The organism is Pseudomonas sp. A0308 (genome assembly GCF_044218815.1).
Lineage (GTDB): Bacteria > Pseudomonadota > Gammaproteobacteria > Pseudomonadales > Pseudomonadaceae > Aquipseudomonas > Aquipseudomonas iridis.
Genome location: NZ_CP162581.1, coordinates 4,510,232 through 4,527,207 on the forward strand (window position 1 = coordinate 4,510,232; position 16,976 = coordinate 4,527,207).

At 58.7% G+C, this 16,976-nt stretch carries 21 protein-coding genes; 11 read left to right on the forward strand and 10 right to left on the reverse strand.

Translation table 11 applies throughout. The annotated features are described in order from the left end of the window. Positions 1–7 precede the first annotated feature (7 nt). The 4 genes from AB4P92_RS20880 to AB4P92_RS20895 all read right to left on the reverse strand — a co-directional run bounded on the left by AB4P92_RS20880 (position 8) and on the right by AB4P92_RS20895 (position 3,312). Positions 8–949, reverse strand: coding sequence for a MerR family transcriptional regulator (locus tag AB4P92_RS20880; protein ID WP_042561038.1), 942 nt, complete (start codon positions 947–949; stop codon positions 8–10). Continuing rightward, on the reverse strand, positions 949–1,911 hold the full coding sequence (locus AB4P92_RS20885; RefSeq protein WP_395598084.1) for a YbgA family protein: 963 nt from the start codon (positions 1,909–1,911) through the stop codon (positions 949–951). The genes AB4P92_RS20880 and AB4P92_RS20885 overlap by 1 nt, the downstream gene beginning before the upstream one ends. 199 nt (positions 1,912–2,110) lie before the next feature. Then, positions 2,111–2,329 (reverse strand): TIGR02450 family Trp-rich protein, encoded by a 219-nt coding sequence (locus AB4P92_RS20890; RefSeq protein WP_042561036.1) that lies wholly within the window; start codon positions 2,327–2,329, stop codon positions 2,111–2,113. After that, positions 2,326–3,312 (reverse strand): NAD(P)/FAD-dependent oxidoreductase, encoded by a 987-nt coding sequence (locus AB4P92_RS20895; RefSeq protein WP_047303137.1) that lies wholly within the window; start codon positions 3,310–3,312, stop codon positions 2,326–2,328. Before AB4P92_RS20895 ends, AB4P92_RS20890 begins: the two co-directional genes overlap by 4 nt. A gap of 197 nt (positions 3,313–3,509) precedes the next feature. On the opposite strand from AB4P92_RS20895, the gene AB4P92_RS20900 reads away from it, so the two are divergent. Together AB4P92_RS20900 and hemH are read left to right on the forward strand one after the other, a co-directional pair. Next, entirely contained in the window at positions 3,510–4,412 is a 903-nt protein-coding gene (locus tag AB4P92_RS20900; RefSeq protein WP_395598085.1) for a TIGR01777 family oxidoreductase, read from the forward strand. 13 nt (positions 4,413–4,425) lie between these two features. Further along, positions 4,426–5,451, forward strand: a complete 1,026-nt coding sequence (gene hemH, locus AB4P92_RS20905) for a ferrochelatase (protein ID WP_042561033.1) — start codon at positions 4,426–4,428, stop codon at positions 5,449–5,451. A 118-nt stretch (positions 5,452–5,569) separates the two neighbouring features. On the opposite strand, the gene AB4P92_RS20910 is transcribed toward hemH, so the two are convergent. Further along, positions 5,570–6,844 carry a uracil-xanthine permease family protein gene (locus AB4P92_RS20910; protein WP_261736007.1) on the reverse strand — a complete coding sequence of 425 codons (1,275 nt, stop codon included), beginning with the start codon at positions 6,842–6,844 and terminating at the stop codon, positions 5,570–5,572. A 2-nt stretch (positions 6,845–6,846) separates the two neighbouring features. Beyond that, positions 6,847–7,485 carry a uracil phosphoribosyltransferase gene (upp, locus tag AB4P92_RS20915; protein ID WP_042561031.1) on the reverse strand — a complete coding sequence of 213 codons (639 nt, stop codon included), beginning with the start codon at positions 7,483–7,485 and terminating at the stop codon, positions 6,847–6,849. A gap of 177 nt (positions 7,486–7,662) precedes the next feature. On the opposite strand from upp, the gene AB4P92_RS20920 reads away from it, so the two are divergent. The 3 genes from AB4P92_RS20920 (at position 7,663) to AB4P92_RS20930 (ending at position 9,186) form a co-directional block, all read left to right on the forward strand. Next, positions 7,663–8,220 (forward strand): hypoxanthine-guanine phosphoribosyltransferase, encoded by a 558-nt coding sequence (locus AB4P92_RS20920; RefSeq protein ID WP_042561030.1) that lies wholly within the window; start codon positions 7,663–7,665, stop codon positions 8,218–8,220. 135 nt (positions 8,221–8,355) lie between these two features. Continuing rightward, positions 8,356–8,835: a hypothetical protein gene (locus AB4P92_RS20925; protein WP_042561029.1), complete on the forward strand. Its 480-nt coding sequence runs from the start codon at positions 8,356–8,358 to the stop codon at positions 8,833–8,835. 63 nt (positions 8,836–8,898) lie between these two features. After that, positions 8,899–9,186 carry a PA4642 family protein gene (locus tag AB4P92_RS20930; protein WP_395598086.1) on the forward strand — a complete coding sequence of 96 codons (288 nt, stop codon included), beginning with the start codon at positions 8,899–8,901 and terminating at the stop codon, positions 9,184–9,186. 143 nt (positions 9,187–9,329) lie between these two features. Here AB4P92_RS20930 and mqo read toward each other — a convergent pair whose 3' ends face one another. Continuing rightward, entirely contained in the window at positions 9,330–10,838 is a 1,509-nt protein-coding gene (mqo, locus tag AB4P92_RS20935) for a malate dehydrogenase (quinone) (protein WP_047303131.1), read from the reverse strand. 709 nt (positions 10,839–11,547) lie between these two features. Further along, positions 11,548–11,781 (reverse strand): hypothetical protein, encoded by a 234-nt coding sequence (locus AB4P92_RS20940; RefSeq protein WP_042561026.1) that lies wholly within the window; start codon positions 11,779–11,781, stop codon positions 11,548–11,550. A 205-nt stretch (positions 11,782–11,986) separates the two neighbouring features. On the opposite strand from AB4P92_RS20940, the gene AB4P92_RS20945 reads away from it, so the two are divergent. Next, positions 11,987–12,571, forward strand: coding sequence for a YajG family lipoprotein (locus AB4P92_RS20945; protein WP_007912832.1), 585 nt, complete (start codon positions 11,987–11,989; stop codon positions 12,569–12,571). A 187-nt stretch (positions 12,572–12,758) separates the two neighbouring features. Here AB4P92_RS20945 and AB4P92_RS20950 read toward each other — a convergent pair whose 3' ends face one another. Beyond that, a complete protein-coding gene (locus AB4P92_RS20950; protein ID WP_008083982.1) occupies positions 12,759–12,965 on the reverse strand; it encodes a hypothetical protein in 207 nt (68 codons plus the stop codon). 191 nt (positions 12,966–13,156) lie between these two features. Between AB4P92_RS20950 and AB4P92_RS20955 the strand changes: the two genes are divergently transcribed. Next, positions 13,157–13,435: a hypothetical protein gene (locus tag AB4P92_RS20955; RefSeq protein WP_042561025.1), complete on the forward strand. Its 279-nt coding sequence runs from the start codon at positions 13,157–13,159 to the stop codon at positions 13,433–13,435. 91 nt (positions 13,436–13,526) lie between these two features. Here the strand turns inward: AB4P92_RS20955 and AB4P92_RS20960 are convergent, their stop codons facing one another. After that, on the reverse strand, positions 13,527–14,690 hold the full coding sequence (locus AB4P92_RS20960) for a 1-acyl-sn-glycerol-3-phosphate acyltransferase (protein ID WP_200892968.1): 1,164 nt from the start codon (positions 14,688–14,690) through the stop codon (positions 13,527–13,529). A gap of 142 nt (positions 14,691–14,832) precedes the next feature. Here AB4P92_RS20960 and AB4P92_RS20965 point away from each other — a divergent pair, with 142 nt between their 5' ends. From AB4P92_RS20965 to AB4P92_RS20980, 4 genes are all read left to right on the forward strand, one after another. Further along, on the forward strand, positions 14,833–15,015 hold the full coding sequence (locus tag AB4P92_RS20965; RefSeq protein ID WP_042561023.1) for a CPXCG motif-containing cysteine-rich protein: 183 nt from the start codon (positions 14,833–14,835) through the stop codon (positions 15,013–15,015). Between the two features lie 9 nt (positions 15,016–15,024). Further along, complete coding sequence (locus tag AB4P92_RS20970) at positions 15,025–15,285, forward strand: putative signal transducing protein (protein ID WP_047303124.1); 261 nt, start codon at positions 15,025–15,027, stop codon at positions 15,283–15,285. A gap of 37 nt (positions 15,286–15,322) precedes the next feature. Further along, a complete protein-coding gene (locus tag AB4P92_RS20975) occupies positions 15,323–15,946 on the forward strand; it encodes an SOS response-associated peptidase (protein WP_395598087.1) in 624 nt (207 codons plus the stop codon). A gap of 153 nt (positions 15,947–16,099) precedes the next feature. Beyond that, complete coding sequence (locus AB4P92_RS20980; protein WP_042561020.1) at positions 16,100–16,918, forward strand: M48 family metallopeptidase; 819 nt, start codon at positions 16,100–16,102, stop codon at positions 16,916–16,918. Positions 16,919–16,976: the final 58 nt, after the last annotated feature.

Genomic DNA, 16,976 nt, shown 5'->3' on the forward strand with positions numbered 1-16,976 from the left:
GCGTCCATTAAATCAGCCCACGCTGAACGAGAGCCTGATGTGCTGAAAGTGGATCTTCAGCCAGGTACAAATCAGCAGTTTCCAAGGTTTTTGCGGACAACTCGGCCTGGTGGATGCAAACCGTTGGTCCGACGATGATTTTCGGGCAAGTGACGCCAGCCAAAAGTTTTGGCAACTGCGCAAGCTGCATGGCTTTGCTGGAATACAGCAGTACGCCGCGGGCTTGCAGGTGTTCGACCGCCAGTGCCAGCTCTCCGGACGGCAGTGGCCAGTCAAACACCTGCACCGGGCAATCAGCGCTGCTGACCAGCCACGCGCACAGCCACAGATGAGGCTCCAGTGACAGGTCGGAATGATTGATCAGCAACAGTGGCGCGGTGTGCAATTGACGATTGTTATGGTAGATGCGCGCGCCAAATTTGCTGCGTAACCACGAATAAAAAAATACCCGTTCCATCTGCGCGCCGAACTGGCCCTGCCAGCGCTGTTCAAGTTCAGCCAGCAGCGGCACCAGCAACTGCTCACACAGCGTGCGCGGGGGATACAGCGCCATGACTTGATTGATGCTGTCGTCGATGGTCCGTTCATTGAGTTGCGTAACGGCCATGAGCAGGGTCTGGCGCAAGCGTTGCCAATCGTTTTCCACCGACTCGCCGAGGTCTTGCGCAGTGTCGAGAAGCGGCTTGACCTGGCTGACCGCGACGCCACGGTTGAGCCAGGTGAGGATCGTCAGGATGCGCTGCACGTGCTCGGCCGAATACAGCCGATGACCCTTGGGCGTGCGTTGCGGGACGATCAGACCATAGCGCCGTTCCCACGCACGCAGCGTGATCGCATTGACGCCGGTTTGCCGCGCCACTTCGCGGATCGGCAACCAGCCATCGTCGAGGGCTTTCTTGAAATCGGCGCCGAGGTCTTCTTGGGCGCTGGTGTCGGGGCTCACGTTCATCAAATCAAGTTTCGCAGGCTGAGATTTTCCGGGTGCGGTTGCAGGTAAACCTGTTGCGCAATGTACGGATCGGGGTGTTGGCGAAAGTGATGCTTGAGCAGGGTCAGCGGTACCACGAGCGGAACGATGCCCAAACGATATTGGCCGATCACATGCACCATCTCCTGCTTGTCTTCGGCGCTGATTGCCTGTTTCAAGTAGCCGGTGATGTGCTGCAGAACATTGCTATGGGTGCCGCGGGTCGCACATTTTTTTAGCGCTGCCATCAATTCGCTGAAGTAACGCGGGCCAAGTTCGGCAGGGTCGCTCTGCGCCATGTTGCCCAGCAGCTTGCCTAGCGCCTTGTATTGCAGCGGGTTGTGCGCCATCAGCTGGTATTTGTAGCGTGAGTGGAATTCGGTGAGCACACGGCGGCTCAGGCCTTGGGCAAGCACTTGCTGCCAGGCGCTGTAGGCAAGAACCCGGGTGATGAAGTTTTCACGCAGCACCGGATCATTCAGGCGTCCGGCTTCTTCCACCGGCAAGTCCGGGTGCCGTGCACAGAAGGCCTGCGCGTAGATGCCCCGGCCACCGCCATTCACCGGCGCGCCGTTATCGTGATAGACCTTGACCCGTTCCAGACCGCAGGAAGGTGATTGCTGCATGAAGATGTAGCCGCAGATGTCATTGAGTTCGCCGGCCATTTTCTCGCCGTACTCGGCCAGAGGCGCGGTAACGTTGATCGAGGGATTGACAGTGCCGACGGCTTGCGGGCTTTGCGGATCGCCAACCAGACGGATCGGTTCGCGGGGGATGCCCATGCCGATGGCGACTTCCGGGCACAGCTGCACGAATTCGAAATGTTCAGCGAGGGTGCGGCTGCACAGGCGTGATTCCTTGTGACCGCCGTTAAAGCGAACCTCGGCGCCCATCAGGCAGGCACTGATGGCGATCTTCGGCCGGGACATGGAAAGGTCTGACATGGATACCTCTCGAATCTATACCTGTACAGAGATTGATCTCTGTACAACATTTCCTAAGCATAGATTCATAGCTGTACAAGTCAAATCATTTGTATAAGTTTTTCTGTAGACGCTGCCGCAGGCTGCGATCTCTTGATCCTGTCTTTGATTTGGGAGTTTTGAAAAGCAAAGATCAAAAGATCGCAGTCTTCGGCAGCTCTTACATGAGCCAGCCGATTTTCCATTGGGCGTTGTTTTGTAAAGCATGCCAATCGAATCGTTCGACGCGCTTGGTCAGCACCGCCTGCAACTCGACTTCGAGCACCGTGCCCTCTTCATCGCAAATCAGCTCAGTCACCAGGAAATGTTTTTCACGGTTTTGCGGGTGGGCTGCTGTCCATTTCGACAGCAGCAATTTGCGTGGGTTGATGCGATTCATTGCAAGTGCTCATGCAAGCGGCGGGCAGCTTCCTGGCCGCTGAGCCAGGCACCTTCGACGCGTCCGGACAGACACCAGTCGCCGCAGGCATACAGGCCCAGATCAGCATCCGCCAGTGTGCCCCATTCGTGGCCCGTCGCCGGACGTGCATAGAGCCAGCGATGGGCGAGACTGAAGGTCGGCGCGGGCATCGCGCTGTGCAGCAATTCGGCGAACGCGCCGTGCAGTTGCTCGATCACCGCTTCCTTGGGCAGGTCGATGTGCTGTCGACTCCAGGCGCTGGTGGCGTGCAGTACCCAAGTGTCGAGGGTGTTGTCGCGCCCCGGTTTACTGCGATTGCGCGCCAGCCAGTCGAGGGGGCTGTCCTGCACGAAGCAACCCTCGATCGGAGTATCCAGCGGCGTATCGAAGGCGAGGGCGACGGCCCAGGTCGGGTCCATTTTTACCCCGGCGGCGGCACCGGCGAGTTTCGGCGCGGCGGCCAGCAGCGCGGTAGCTTGCGGTGCCGGCGTGGCGATCACGACATGACTGAATGGGCCGTGGGTGAAGCCTTCGGCGTCTTGCAGATGCCAATGTTCTTCGCCGCGATAGACCTCGGTAATCCGACAGGCAAATTGCACCTCCAGCCCCTCGAGCAAGCCGCGGGTGATGGCGCTCATCCGCGGCGCACCGACCCAGCGGGTCTGCTCGTCCGGCGACAGATTCAGTTGCCCGCCCTGGAAGGTGTAGAGCTGCGGTGTCCACTCGGCGACCCAGCCCTGACTTTGCCAGCGCTGTACCTCGGTGACAAAACGCCGATCACGGGCGGTGAAATATTGCGCGCCCAGATCCAGCGAACCGGCGTCGCTGCGTTTGCTCGACATACGTCCGCCGCTGCCGCGACTTTTATCGAACAATTGGACGGTGTGCCCAGTCTCCGTAAGAGCCTGAGCCGCCGAGAGTCCGGCGATGCCGGTGCCGATGATTGCGATAGGTACAGTCATAGGGGCCTCGTTTACCTTTCTGTACAGACTACGCCGTCGTTGAAACCTGTACAATTTTGTTTTTTGGTATAACTTCTAGCGTTCTCGTTCTGGCAGCTTGGCCTATGGTTAAACAATAGAACCTGCCCGATAGAAAAGATCCCTGCTTTTAAAAATAGACTAGTGATCCGGGTAAAACGCCACGCGAGGAAGATGTCATGCACATATTGCTGACCGGCGGTACTGGTTTGATCGGGCGTCAACTCTGTCGACACTGGTCGGGGCAGGGGCATCACCTGACGGTTTGGAGTCGACGCCCGGAAGCGGTCGCGAAAATCTGCGGGACGCAGGTGCGCGGCATTACAAGGCTGGAAGAGCTTGGCGAAGAACCCGTCGACGCAATCATCAATCTTGCTGGCGCGCCGATTGCCGACCGACTGTGGACCCATCGACGTAAAGCGTTGCTGTGGAGCAGCCGCATCACGCTCACGGAAACCTTGTTGGCGTGGCTCGAAAAACGCGCGCAGAAACCGGCGCTGCTGATTTCGGGTTCGGCCATCGGCTGGTACGGCGACGGTGGTGAGCGCGAGTTGACCGAAGACTCACCGCCAGTAATCGACGATTTCGCCAGTCAGTTGTGCGTTGCCTGGGAGGAGACTGCCCAGCGCGCAGAGGCGTTGGGCATTCGCGTGGTGCTGGTGCGAACCGGTCTGGTGCTGTCGGCCGAGGGCGGCTTTTTGTCGCGGCTGTTGCTGCCGTTCAAACTTGGATTGGGCGGGCCTCTGGGCAATGGCCGGCAGTGGATGCCCTGGATTCATATCGACGACCAAATCGCCCTGATTGATTTTCTTCTGCATCGTGATGAGGCCAGTGGTCCTTATAATGCGTGCGCGCCAAAACCTGTGCGCAATCGCGAATTTGCCAAGACGCTGGGCAGTGTTTTACATCGTCCGGCGTTCATGCCAATGCCGGCCCTGGCACTGAAGGTCGGTCTTGGCGAGTTGTCATTGCTGTTGCTGGGTGGCCAACGGGCCACGCCGGCACGCTTGCTGGAAGCGGGATTCAGTTTCCAGTTCACGGATTTACGCGCGGCTCTGGATGATCTCTCCAGCCGCCTCTGAAATAGGACGTTGCATGACCGATCACGCCTTGCTTCTGGTCAACCTGGGTTCCCCGGCCTCCACCTCGGTGGCCGATGTACGCCGCTACCTCAATCAATTTCTGATGGATCCGTACGTGATCGACCTGCCGTGGCCGGTGCGGCGTTTGCTGGTGTCGCTGATCCTGATCAAGCGACCCGAGCAATCCGCCCACGCCTACGCCTCGATCTGGTGGGAGGAGGGTTCGCCGCTGGTGGTGCTCAGCCGTCGCTTGCAAGAGCAGATGAAGGCGCAGTGGAAGCATGGCCCGGTCGACCTGGCGATGCGTTACGGCGAGCCTTCAGTTGAAACGTGCCTGACAAGGCTGGTCGCGGCAGGGCACAAGCGCATCACGCTGGCGCCGCTTTATCCACAGTTCGCCGACAGTACGACGACCACGGTGATCGAAGAGGCCCGGCGTGTAATTCGTGCCAAGAACCTCGATGTGAAGCTGTCGATCCTGCAACCGTTCTACGATCAGCCGGAATACCTCGACGCGCTGGTCGCCAGCGCCAGGCCGCATTTGCAGCAGGACTATGACCACCTGCTGCTGAGCTTCCATGGTTTGCCGGAGCGGCATCTGACCAAGCTTGATCCGACCGGGCAGCATTGTTTCAAGAACGAAGACTGCTGCAAGAACGCATCCCCAGCGGTTTTGGCTACCTGCTATCGCGCGCAATGCCTGCGCACGGCGGCACTGTTCGCCGAGCGCATGGGGCTGGCGGACGGCAAATGGTCGGTGTCGTTTCAGTCGCGATTGGGTCGTGCCAAGTGGATCGAGCCGTACACCGAAGCGCGGCTGGATGAGTTGGCGAAAAGCGGTGTGAAGAAGCTTCTGGTGATGTGCCCGGCGTTTGTGGCCGATTGCATCGAGACGCTGGAAGAGATTGGCGATCGCGGCAAGGAGCAGTTCCGCGAAGCGGGGGGCGAGGAGTTGGTGCTGGTGCCGTGCCTGAATGACGACCCGCAATGGGCGAAGGCGTTGGCCACTCTTTGCGAAAGAGCGCCTTTGGCCCTTTAAAGCCAAAAGCTTCGCGAGCAGGCTCGCTCCCACATTTGATCTTCAGTGTGCTGAAGAACCCCGTGGGAGCGAGCCTGCTCGCGAAAGCTATCTGTCAGGCAATAAACATCTTGAAGCCTTAGAGCAGCGGCTCATCCGCCTTCTTGTTCTTCCAGCCATCATTGCCCGGCAGCAGCAGGTTCAGCGCAATCGCCACCACCGCGCACAGCGCGATGCCTTTGAGGCCGAAGTCGTCCGGACCGGTGCCAGTGCCAACCAGCACACCGCCAATCCCGAACACCAGCGTCACCGAAACAATCACCAGATTGCGTGCTTCGCCCAGATCGATCTTGTGGCGGATCAGGGTGTTCATGCCCACTGCCGCGATCGAACCAAACAACAGGCACAGAATCCCGCCCATCACCGGTACCGGGATGCTTTGCAGCAGCGCGCCGAACTTGCCGACAAACGCCAGGCTGATGGCGAAGATCGCCGCCCAGGTCATGATTTTCGGGTTGTAGTTCTTGGTCAGCATCACTGCGCCAGTCACTTCGGCGTAGGTGGTGTTAGGCGGGCCGCCGAACATCCCGGCTGCGGTGGTGGCGATGCCGTCACCGAGCAGGGTGCGATGCAGGCCCGGCTTCTTCAGATAGTCACGACCGGTCACGCTACCGACTGCAATCACGCCGCCGATGTGTTCAATCGCCGGGGCCAATGCCACTGGAACGATGAACAGAATCGCCTGCCAGTTGAACTCCGGCGCGGTGAAGTGGGGGATCGCGAACCACGGTGCTGCGGCAATTTTCGCGGTATCGACCACACCGAAATAGAACGCCATGGCGAATCCGACCAGTACGCCGGAAATGATCGGCACCAGACGGAAAATGCCTTTGCCGAACACTGCCACGATCAACGTGGTCAGCAGCGCTGGCATCGAGATCATCATTGCAGTCTGGTAATGGATCAGTTCGGAACCGTCGCCAGCCTTGCCCATCGCCATGTTCGCGGCAATCGGTGCCATGGCCAGGCCGATGGAGATGATCACCGGGCCGATGACCACTGGCGGCAGCAGACGGTCGATGAAACCGGTGCCTTTGATCTTCACGGCGAGGCCAAGAAAGGTGTAGACGAAACCGGCCGCCATCACGCCGCCCATGGTCGCGGCCAGGCCGAACTGGCCCTTGGCGAGAATGATCGGGGTGATGAATGCAAAGCTGGACGCCAGGAACACCGGCACCTGACGGCCAGTGACGATCTGGAACAGAATCGTCCCAAGACCTGCGGTAAACAGTGCCACGTTCGGGTCTAGGCCCGTGATCAGCGGCATCAGCACCAGAGCGCCGAAAGCCACGAACAGCATCTGGGCGCCGGACAGCACCGTGCGCCAGAGCGGATCGTTGAACTCTTGTTGCATGGTCACGCGTCCTTCTGCTTGGTGCCGAAGATCTTGTCACCGGCATCGCCAAGCCCTGGGATGATGTAACCGTGTTCGTTCAAACGTTCGTCAATCGAGGCGGTGTAGATGGTCACGTCCGGGTGAGCCTTTTCTACAGCGGCAATGCCTTCCGGCGCAGCAACCAGCACCATCGCGCGGATTTCCTTGCAGCCAGCCTTTTTCAGCAGGTCGATGGTTGCAACCATCGAGCTGCCGGTGGCGAGCATCGGGTCGATGATCATCGCCAGACGTTCGTCGATTTCCGGAACCAGTTTTTCCAGATAGGTGTGGGCTTGCAGGGTTTCTTCGTTGCGGGCAACACCCACAGCGCTGACCTTGGCACCCGGGATCAGGCTGAGCACGCCTTCGAGCATGCCGATGCCGGCACGCAGGATTGGCACGACAGTGATCTTCTTGCCGGCGATTTTCTCGACCGACACGGTGCCGCACCAACCTTCGATATCGTAGGTTTCCAGCGGCAGGTCTTTAGTAGCTTCGTAGGTCAGCAGCGCACCGACTTCCTGAGCGAGCTCGCGGAAATTCTTGGTGCTGATGTCTGCGCGGCGCATAAGGCCAAGTTTGTGACGGATCAGCGGATGGCGGATCTCTTGGATGGACATGGGGAAAGGCTCCGGCGGCGGGCAAAAAAACCGGCCTAGATTAATCTATCCGAGGGTGATGTCCTATAGGACATAGAGTACGTTAGTCCATAAAGGCTTGATTCAGCCGTGCGAGATGCGTACCTTTGCCCGCTTTTCGCGACTATACCCCCCTTCAACCACCCCCCGGAGAGCGCCATGTCCGCTGATCTCGAGCATATCCGTCAAATCATGCGAGAGGCTGACTGCCTGTACACCGAGTCTGAAGTCGAGGCCGCCATTGCCCGCGTCGGTGCACAAATCAACGAAACACTGGCCGAGAGCAACCCGGTGGTGTTCTGCGTGATGAACGGCGGGCTGATTTTTTCCGGCAAGCTGCTGACTCATCTGCATTTTCCGCTGGAAGCGTCCTACCTGCACGCGACCCGTTATCGCAACGAAACCAGCGGCGGCGATCTGTTCTGGAAGGCCAAGCCAGAAGTCTCGTTTCTTGACCGTGACGTGCTGATCATCGACGACATCCTCGATGAAGGTCACACCCTTGGCGCGATCATCGATTACTGCAAACACGCCGGCGCGCGCAAAGTGCACACCGCCGTGCTGATCGACAAGGATCACGACCGCAAGGCACGTCCTGACCTGAAAGCAGACTTCGTCGGCCTGCCGTGCATCGACCGTTACATCTTCGGTTACGGCATGGACTACAAAGGCTACTGGCGTAACGCCAACGGGATCTTTGCCGTTAAAGGCATGTAAGCAAGATCAAAAGATCGCAGCGTTCCGCAGCCCCTGCAAGGGATTGATGTACACCTTGTAGGAGCTGCGGAACGCTGCGATCTTTTGCTTTTAATCCCATGCTAGAGTGCTCGGCCCCGCCTTCCGGAGCCTGCCATGAGCCTCTTGATTCGCAGCCTTGCCGCCCTATTGCTCACCCTGAGCCTGCCTTTGTCCGCCGCGCCAATGCACAGCCAGTTCCTGCCGCCGGACGATCTGACCCTGCGCGATGCCGAGCCCGAACATCAGCAACTGATGCAGGTCACGGACTATTCGGTGGTGGTCGGCGCGCAACGCCAGTCCAATCAGCAGCCGATTCCGGTCACCTCGCCACTGATGATCCGCCTCAAGGGCAAATCCCTGAACAAAGGCGCGACAGTCACTCAGGTGCTGGTCAGCTTCGATGGCGAAAGCAAAAGCCTGAAAAAACCGCTCTATGACGACAAAAGCAAAACCCTGACGCTGTTTTATCCGCTGGCGCAATACCGTGTGGTGATTGATCTGCTGCGCAACGACACCGTCTATGTGCAATTCCTCAGTTACGCCAACGGCCATATCTGGGCCGATTTGCACACCGGCAGCGTGCGTGCGCGTTGAGCCGAGCGGCAGGGCAGGGGTAAACTGCCCGCCCCGTGTCATGTCTGCGAGCTGGAGTCGGCAATGCGTAAAGATAAGAAACAAGTGATTGGTGACGAGATCGGCGATGAGCAGATCAAGCTGTTCCTCTATTTTGAACCGGTCGACGCCACTTCGCCGTCGTTGCACAAACTGATCAAGGCTTACCGTGGTCTGCGAATCGACGATTTCGAGCGGTTTCTGACGTTCTTTGTGGCGGCAGGGTACGACGTCGATGGCAAGGACGAGCAGGGCCAGACGTTTGTTGATCAGATCCGCGATCAACGCAACGCGCCGGAATACATCGAGCTGATCGACAAGGCTCGCGGTTAAGGTCTAAAGACAAGATCAGCTCCTACAGAGGATTAGTGTTCACCCTGTAGGAACTGCCGAAGGCTGCGATCTTTTGCTTTTTGGCAGGCATAAAAAAACGCCCCGCACTCACTGAGCTGCGGGGCGTTTTTTATGCGGCACGATCAAGCGTAGCTTGGCGTCTCGCTGCTTTCTTCAACCAGTTCCAGGGCGATGTTGTTCTGCGTGTTGATCTTGCGATACAGCGCAGCATCGGTTTCCAGAACCTTTTCACGGGCCGGGAAGATTTCCGCCAGTTTGCCAGCCCACTCGCCGGACGCTTTGCCCGGGAAGCACTTCTCGATCAGTTCCAGCATGATCGAAACGGTCACCGATGCACCTGGCGATGCGCCGAGCAGGGCCGCAAGGGAACCATCCTTGGCCGCGACCAGTTCGGTCCCGAATTGCAGGATGCCGCCCTTTTTCGGATCTTTCTTGATGATCTGTACCCGTTGGCCGGCCACTTCCAGGCGCCAGTCTTCGGCTTTCGCCTGCGGGTAGAAACGGCGCAGGGAATCCAGACGCTGTTCCATCGACTGCATCACTTCGCTGACCAGGTACTTGGTCAGGTCCATGTTGTTTTTTGCCACCGCCAGCATCGGCCCGATATTGCCGGCGCGAACCGACAGCGGCAGGTCCATGAACGAACCGTGCTTGAGGAATTTGGTGGTGAAACCGGCGTATGGCCCGAACAGCAGGGATTTCTTGCCATCGACCACGCGGGTGTCCAGGTGCGGCACCGACATCGGTGGCGAACCTACGGCAGCCTGGCTGTAAACCTTGGCCTGGTGCTGTTTGACCACTTGCGGGTTGTCGCAACGCAGCCACTGGCCGCTGATCGGGAAGCCGCCGAAACCTTTGCTTTCTTCGATGCCCGAAGCCTGCAGCAATGGCAGGGCCGCGCCACCGGCGCCGAGGAAGACGAATTTGGCATCGACTTCACGGCTGCTGCCGCTGTTGACGTCCTTGATGCTGACGGTCCAGCCGCTGCCGTTACGCTTGAGGCCGGTGACGCGCTTGCAGTATTTGACCTGGGCGTCGGGAGCGCTGGTCAGGTGCTTGAGCAACTGATTGGTCAGGGCGCCGAAGTTGACGTCGGTGCCGTTCATCACGCGGGTCGCGGCGAGCACTTCGTCCGGCGAGCGGCCCGGCATCATCAGCGGCATCCACTCGGCCATTTTGGCCTTGTCCTCGGTGTACTCCATGTCGGCGAAGGCGTGGTGCTTGCTCAGCACATCGAAGCGTGACTTGAGGAAGGACACGCCACTGTCGCCCTGCACGAAACTCAGGTGCGGCACCGGGCTGATGAAGGATTTGCACGAGCCGAAGGTGCCTTTTTTGGTCAGGTACGACCAGAACTGCTTGGACACTTCGAACTGGGTATTGATGTGCACGGCTTTCTTGATATCGACGCTGCCGTCGGCCGCTTGCGGCGTGTAATTCAGCTCGCACAGGCCAGCGTGGCCGGTACCGGCGTTGTTCCACGGATTGGAACTCTCCGCAGCACCGGAGTCCATCAGCTCGACAACTTCCAGTTTGATCGCCGGATCGAGCTCTTTGAGCAGCACTGCAAGGGTGGCACTCATGATGCCGGCCCCAACCAGTACTACATCGACTGCTTCGTTATGCGCCATTTAACGCGTCTCCAAAATCTGCAGCACCAAATTGTCGGCATGGCTGCCAGGCATTCAGGGACAGGTCAATTATGTCCCGGCTATCCGTGGTCAGGTTCGCCATGTCCGAATCTTCGCAATTTTTCGCAACTTTGACGGATGCGTGCGGCGTGGCTTCCAGAGCTCCATGAACTCATTTCAGCGCCCGGCTGGCAATTCGACTTATGGTCGAGACATCCGTTTTTGTGCAACCAAATCCGTAGCGGACAGGCTTCAGGCTCCGGTATTCGAGGTATACCCGGTCCTGTGTCGTTGGGCTGTTTCAGACGCTAATGGTGCATGTTCAGACGCAAAACTATTCATTTGCTCGCCACACTCTTGTGAAGTTGTGAAAACCCGTTTTTTTCACGCTCTTTTGAAGACGTGAACCTCAAAAAAGGGCTGTCCAAGCCTGGCACCCTGCCCGCAAAGGCAAAACAACGCGGTGGCCGAGCGTCATGACAGCTCTGCAGATTCGCGAAAAGCGGGGGTTTTGCCGGAAGAACAGGCAAGCGCGCCAACTTCACTCGATCTGTGTGGGCGACTCTCTGTGGGCGATTTTGGATGCCAATGCAAGCGCATTGACGGTGTTGCGGGGCCCGATCAGGAGACGTCCTTATAATCGGGGGGAGATTGTATCGAAGAAATGCGCGGAGTTGGTCGAGTTTAATGACTTTTATTAGGCATCCGGTCAGATGCTCAACTGCACCTGCGCCCGTGCGCGCATTTGACGCGGTACGACCCGGGCGCTCGCGGGCAGCGGCTGGTTCAACCAGGTAAGGCGGATTTCTTCTATTTCCACCCAGCCATCGCCCATCGGCTGCAGGCTGCACTGCTTGAAGGCCTGACAGTGACCGTTGCGGTCGAGCAGGGCAAAGCTGCGATGCAGCGGGCGTGGCGCGAACAACGAGATCAGATAACGCATGGCCGAGTACCTTGTTGGAGGACTGATTTGAAGGATGCCGACCAGCCGTGACGTGTACATGTATGGCGGGTGAAAAATCTGTGACAGGAACCGCTTTCGACGGGGTTTGTCAGACATTTCAGTATTCATTGTGCGGTGCTGGTTACCCGCAGTGGCCCACCGCTATACTGCCGGCCTGTTTGTGCCTGATTCTGGAGAGAAAAGCATGTTGCAACGCCTGTTGTTCGGTTTGATCACTGTGGCCGGTTTGACTCTGGCCGGCTGCGCCCACAGCCCGCAACAACTGAGTCCGGAACCGAAGCTGACCACGCAATTGCCTGCGGTCGGCCGTGGCCAGCCAGTCGTCGTGCGTGTGGTTGACGGTCGTCCGTCGCCAACTCTGGGCACCCGTGGCGGTCTGTATCCTGAGACCAGTGCCATTACTGTACAGCGCGAGCAGATCCTGCCGAAGTTGCAGGCTCAGGCTGAAGCCGCCGTGCGTTTGCTCGGGTTCACCCCGACCAACAACGCGCCCAACGCTCCGCAACTGACTGTGACCCTGGCCGAACTGAAGTATCAGTCGCCCAAAGAAGGCATGTACGTGACTGAGGCGACCATCGGCGCGACCTTCCGCTCTGACGTGCAGAACGCCAACCGTCGCTACAGCGGCCGTTACGGTGCTTCGCTGGACCAGCGCTTCGGCATGGCGCCGAACCAGGAAACCAATACCAAACTGGTCAGCGATGTGTTGAGCGATGCGCTGACGCGTTTGTTCAAGGATCCGACCGTGGGTCAGGTTCTGGCTGAATAAGCGGGTCGCCTGATGTGAAAAAGCCCGGGACCAGTGATGTCTCCGGGCTTTTTCATGCCTACATCACTACCTGCATAACCCCCATCCCTGTAGGAGCTGCCGCAGGCTGCGATCTTTTGATCTTGTTTTCAAACAATCAAAATCAAAAGATCGCAGCCTGCGGCAGCTCCTACAGGGGGCGTATCGTTCAGGCAGCCTGCGAATAAAAATCGAGAACGCTAACCCCCGTCAGCAAATCTGTCTCGGGCAAATCCGCGTGCTGATGCCCGCCCAGCGCGCAATACACCAGCCAATGACGATCCTGAACATTGAAGGCGAGGCTGCCAACGAGACTTTGCTGCTCGTCGTAGGGGGTGATGAGGTACAGACGATCCTGGTTTTCAGCGTGAAGCATGACGCGTTCCATGTGTGTTTCGAGGCGCGCATGGTGGTGCATCCACATGACGAAGCCGTGACACAGGACAGCCATCGGTCGATTGCCGGGTTATTTGTCGTAAAGGAGAGGCGTCGCGGACAGGTTTCGGTAGAATCCTGGCGCGGTCGTCTGTCTGGCGTCTGCCACACTGATTAAGTTTGAGGTCTGTGATGTCGCTGCATTTGATGACGCTGTTTACCAACCATCCCGCCAAATTGATCAATCTGCTGGCGCTGCTGTTGGCGTTCCCCGGCAGTTGGCTGCTGCACGCGACCCGCCGCCGCGAACAACGCGCATCGGCCAGCATCGCCGCGCAGCGCCAGGCTCAGCCGAACGCTGAACCGATCCTCGATTGGTCGACGTTGCGCATGAACCGCTTTTTCTATCGCTTCGGTTTTGCCTGCCTGGGCTTGGCGCTGGTCATTTCCTGGATCAGCACCCAATTCTGAATTGAATGCAAAACCCCTCGCCACCGTCATGTGGTGTCAGGCAAAAAAAACGGCGCCCGAGGGCGCCGTTTTTGCGTCGGATCGAAGCCGCTTACAACGGCAACCCAGCCTTGACCCGATACTGGTTACGCACCGGCGTTGCATATTGCAGCACCAGATACGGACGATGCTCTTCAGGGCAAGCGTCCAGCCGTGACTGCCACTCTTCCTGCGCCTTGGCCAGCTCATCCGCCGGGAACACCTCGGCAGCTTTCGGCACATTCAGTTGCGGATCAGCATCGGCCCACTGCGCATACGCCAGGTAATGCACCGGGAACAACCGGTAGCCGCCGAGAATCTGCTTGTCCATTTCGACTGCCAATTGCTTGGTGTCTTCAAACAGCTCGGTAATGGGCGCGGCAAAGTTCACGTGCACCCGGCCCTTATAGCCGGTAATGCCCTTGGCAATGCTCACGTCATCTTCGCCCGACACTTTGCTGTAGGTGCCGGTGGTGGCGCGGATGTACAGCTCGCGGGCCTTGGCCTGGTCGCACGGATCGTATTCGTAGCTGATCGACACGGGGGTGACGTTCAGCGACTGAATCACTTCGCCGAACGGCTCGTCCTTGCGGCTCATGTGGAACATCTTGAGGATCGCCGACTCGGTGCGGTCGTCGCCATCCTTCGCCCGGCCTTCGGCCTGTGCAATCCAGATCGAGGCGCAATCATTGCGGATCGAGTGGTTGATGTACGCCGACAGCAACTGATACGCGGCCATTTTCTCGCGACGCCCGGTGATCGAGCGATGCACGATGAAACTCTTGTTCAGGCGCATCAGGTCGCTGACAAACGGCTTCTGCAACAGGTTGTCACCAATCGCGATACGCGGCGTCGGCAGGCCGGCGTGGTACACGGCGTAGTTGACGAAGGCCGGGTCCATGACGATGTCACGGTGGTTGGCGATGAACAGATACGCGCTGCCGGACTTGAATTGCTCGACCCCGGTGTAGGTCACGCCGTCGGTGGCGCGCTCGATGGTGTGGTCGACGTACGCCTCGATTTTGTCCTGCAAAGTTGCCACCGATGTCACGTCGGCAAACTCACGACGCAGCCGATGGGCTATAAGTGGTTTGAGCATCCAGCCGAAAGGACCGGCAAAACGCGGGAAGCGGAAGTGGGTGAGGATATCTAGAAACGCCTTGTCGCCGAGCAGTCTTGCCAGTACCACGGGTACTTCGCTGTCGTCGTAAGGTCGGATGGCATCGAATTCGCCCATCATGCTCTCTTGTTGGAAACGGCTAGGGTAAGTAAAGGTTTTGATCGAAAACCAACGGGGCACGGTCTGAAAAAATAGCCAGACAAAAATAGCCCTGCAAATAGACCGGCGATTATACGCACAAGTCACTTGGGAGACCGCGATGCTGGAAGCTGCACTGTATGAATGTCCTTATTGTGGGGAGCAGGTCGAGACGTCAGTGGACTTGTCCGGCGGCGATCAGACTTATATCGAGGACTGTCAGGTGTGTTGTCGCCCGATCACGTTTGTATTGCAGGTTCACGGTGAGGAATGGCATCTGGAAGTGTTCAGCGAAAACGAGTGAGGGGCGCCCATGCAGCGGATCTACGAACCGGAAAACCTGTTGGAAGGCGAAATGCTCAAGGGCATGCTCGCCAGCGAAGGTATCGAGGCGCATCTGGTGGGCCGGGATTTGCTCGGCGGCGCGGGCGAGTTGCCGATTTTCGGGTTGCTGGGGCTGTCGGTCGATAACGATCAGGCCCAATACGCCCTCGAACTGATCACCGCGTACAATGCCGCGCTGCCGCTGCCCGGCGACGAACCGGAGAGCTTCCCCGGTACGCTGGTCTGTTAGGCTGGCGTTCGTTTTATTTTTTGAGTCGTGTTGCCCCATGTGTGGACGTTATGCCCTGTTTCGCTGGAACCGCGACTTCGCGGCTCTGCCAGGTTTTCCTGCCGATCAAATGGCGCAGTGGAACATTTCCCCCAACGATTCGGTATTGATGCTGCGTGCCGGTGAAGGCGGCGAGCGCACGCTGGCCCGCGCCCGCTGGGGGCTGACGCCGCCGTGGTTGACGGACTTGTCACGCACTCCGGCTCATGCCCGCGCCGAAACCGTGGCCGAGCAACCGATGTTTCGCGAGGCGCTGCGTTTGCGTCGCTGCCTGCTGCCGGCCAACGGCTTTTATGAATGGCGCGGCACCCAGCGCAAGCGCCCGTACTGGCTGACGCCGGGCGAGGGGGCTTCGCTGTTTTTTGCGGCGATCTGGGAAGCGTACCCGGTGCAGGAGCAGGTGTGGTTGAGCACGGCGGTGATCACTCAATCAGCGGCCAGTCAGCGCCGGCCGTTGATTCTGGATGAGGCGGGGCAGGCTGCGTGGCTTGATCCCGCGACGCCGCTGCATGCCTTGCAAGCCTTGCTCGCCAGTGAACCCGCCGCGTTGCGCGAGCGGGTGTTGGCGAACATGGTCAATGATCCGAAACTCAATGGGCCGGAGTGTCTGACTCCGGGTTGAATCAAAAGCCTCTCACCCCAGCCCTCAGGGAGAGGGCTGGGGGGCTTTTGCTCTGCGGAATATATCTGAAAGTCGCTGCAACACGTCCGTTGTATCTGGCGCCAATACAATTACCCACCTACGATACGCGACAGGTTTTCAGGGAGCTTTTGAATGAACAAGACATTGGTTGTAAGTGCACTGAGCGCAGCGCTGTTGCTGGCCGGTTGTCAGTCGGTCAACACCACCAGCGGCGGCGCCGTGGGTGTGGAGCGCAAGCAATACATGTTCAGCATGCTGTCCTCGCAAGAGGTCGATCAGATGTATGCCCAGTCCTATCAGAAGACCGTGGGCGAGGCGTCGACCAAGGGTGTGCTGGACAAGACCAGCAGCGACGCCAAGCGGGTTCAGGCTATTTCCAGCCGTCTGATTGCCCAGGCACCGAATTTCCGCCCCGATTCGGCGCAGTGGAAGTGGGAAGTCAATCTGATCAAGAGCGACGAGCTCAACGCCAACTGCGGCCCTGGCGGCAAGATCATTTTCTACACCGGGCTGATCGACAAACTGAAACTCACCGACGATGAAATCGCCGCAATCATCGGCCATGAAATTGCCCACGCTCTGCGCGAGCATGGTCGTGAAGCGATGTCCAAGGCCTATGGCATTGAAATGGCCAAACAGGGCGCGGGCGCACTGCTCGGTCTTGGCCAGGACAGCCTGGCGCTGGCCGATACCGTGGCCAATTACGGCATGACCCTGCCTAACAGCCGCGCCAACGAAAACGAAGCCGACCTGATCGGCCTGGAGCTGGCCGCTCGCGCCGGCTACAACCCGAACGCCGCGATCACTCTGTGGAACAAGATGAGCAAGGCGTCGGAAGGTTCGCCGCCAGAGTTCATGAGTACACACCCGGCGTCGACCAGCCGGATTGCTTCGTTGCAGGCGGCGATTCCGAAGGTGATGCCGCTTTACGAAAAAGCTCCGAAGTCCTGATCATCTTTCAGCGAGGCTGATGATCCCTTCGCGAGCAGGCTCGCTCCCACAGGTTCGG

Bases quoted from the DNA above. Each gene is read 5' to 3' on its own strand.
- AB4P92_RS20920 (WP_042561030.1), top strand. From the start codon at position 7,663: ATGTCCGCTGATCTCGAGCATATCCGTCAAATCATGCGAGAGGCTGAC.
- AB4P92_RS20890 (WP_042561036.1), bottom strand. From the start codon at position 2,329: ATGAATCGCATCAACCCACGCAAATTGCTGCTGTCGAAATGGACAGCA.
- AB4P92_RS20900 (WP_395598085.1), top strand. From the start codon at position 3,510: ATGCACATATTGCTGACCGGCGGTACTGGTTTGATCGGGCGTCAACTC.
- AB4P92_RS20965 (WP_042561023.1), top strand. From the start codon at position 14,833: ATGCTGGAAGCTGCACTGTATGAATGTCCTTATTGTGGGGAGCAGGTC.
- AB4P92_RS20955 (WP_042561025.1), top strand. From the start codon at position 13,157: ATGTCGCTGCATTTGATGACGCTGTTTACCAACCATCCCGCCAAATTG.
- AB4P92_RS20950 (WP_008083982.1), bottom strand. From the start codon at position 12,965: ATGCTTCACGCTGAAAACCAGGATCGTCTGTACCTCATCACCCCCTAC.
- AB4P92_RS20980 (WP_042561020.1), top strand. From the start codon at position 16,100: ATGAACAAGACATTGGTTGTAAGTGCACTGAGCGCAGCGCTGTTGCTG.
- AB4P92_RS20895 (WP_047303137.1), bottom strand. From the start codon at position 3,312: ATGACTGTACCTATCGCAATCATCGGCACCGGCATCGCCGGACTCTCG.
- AB4P92_RS20880 (WP_042561038.1), bottom strand. From the start codon at position 949: ATGAACGTGAGCCCCGACACCAGCGCCCAAGAAGACCTCGGCGCCGAT.
- hemH (WP_042561033.1), top strand. From the start codon at position 4,426: ATGACCGATCACGCCTTGCTTCTGGTCAACCTGGGTTCCCCGGCCTCC.
- AB4P92_RS20910 (WP_261736007.1), bottom strand. From the start codon at position 6,844: ATGCAACAAGAGTTCAACGATCCGCTCTGGCGCACGGTGCTGTCCGGC.
- AB4P92_RS20930 (WP_395598086.1), top strand. From the start codon at position 8,899: ATGCGTAAAGATAAGAAACAAGTGATTGGTGACGAGATCGGCGATGAG.
- AB4P92_RS20960 (WP_200892968.1), bottom strand. From the start codon at position 14,690: ATGGGCGAATTCGATGCCATCCGACCTTACGACGACAGCGAAGTACCC.
- AB4P92_RS20975 (WP_395598087.1), top strand. From the start codon at position 15,323: ATGTGTGGACGTTATGCCCTGTTTCGCTGGAACCGCGACTTCGCGGCT.
- upp (WP_042561031.1), bottom strand. From the start codon at position 7,485: ATGTCCATCCAAGAGATCCGCCATCCGCTGATCCGTCACAAACTTGGC.
- AB4P92_RS20970 (WP_047303124.1), top strand. From the start codon at position 15,025: ATGCAGCGGATCTACGAACCGGAAAACCTGTTGGAAGGCGAAATGCTC.
- AB4P92_RS20925 (WP_042561029.1), top strand. From the start codon at position 8,356: ATGAGCCTCTTGATTCGCAGCCTTGCCGCCCTATTGCTCACCCTGAGC.
- AB4P92_RS20945 (WP_007912832.1), top strand. From the start codon at position 11,987: ATGTTGCAACGCCTGTTGTTCGGTTTGATCACTGTGGCCGGTTTGACT.
- mqo (WP_047303131.1), bottom strand. From the start codon at position 10,838: ATGGCGCATAACGAAGCAGTCGATGTAGTACTGGTTGGGGCCGGCATC.
- AB4P92_RS20885 (WP_395598084.1), bottom strand. From the start codon at position 1,911: ATGTCAGACCTTTCCATGTCCCGGCCGAAGATCGCCATCAGTGCCTGC.
- AB4P92_RS20940 (WP_042561026.1), bottom strand. From the start codon at position 11,781: ATGCGTTATCTGATCTCGTTGTTCGCGCCACGCCCGCTGCATCGCAGC.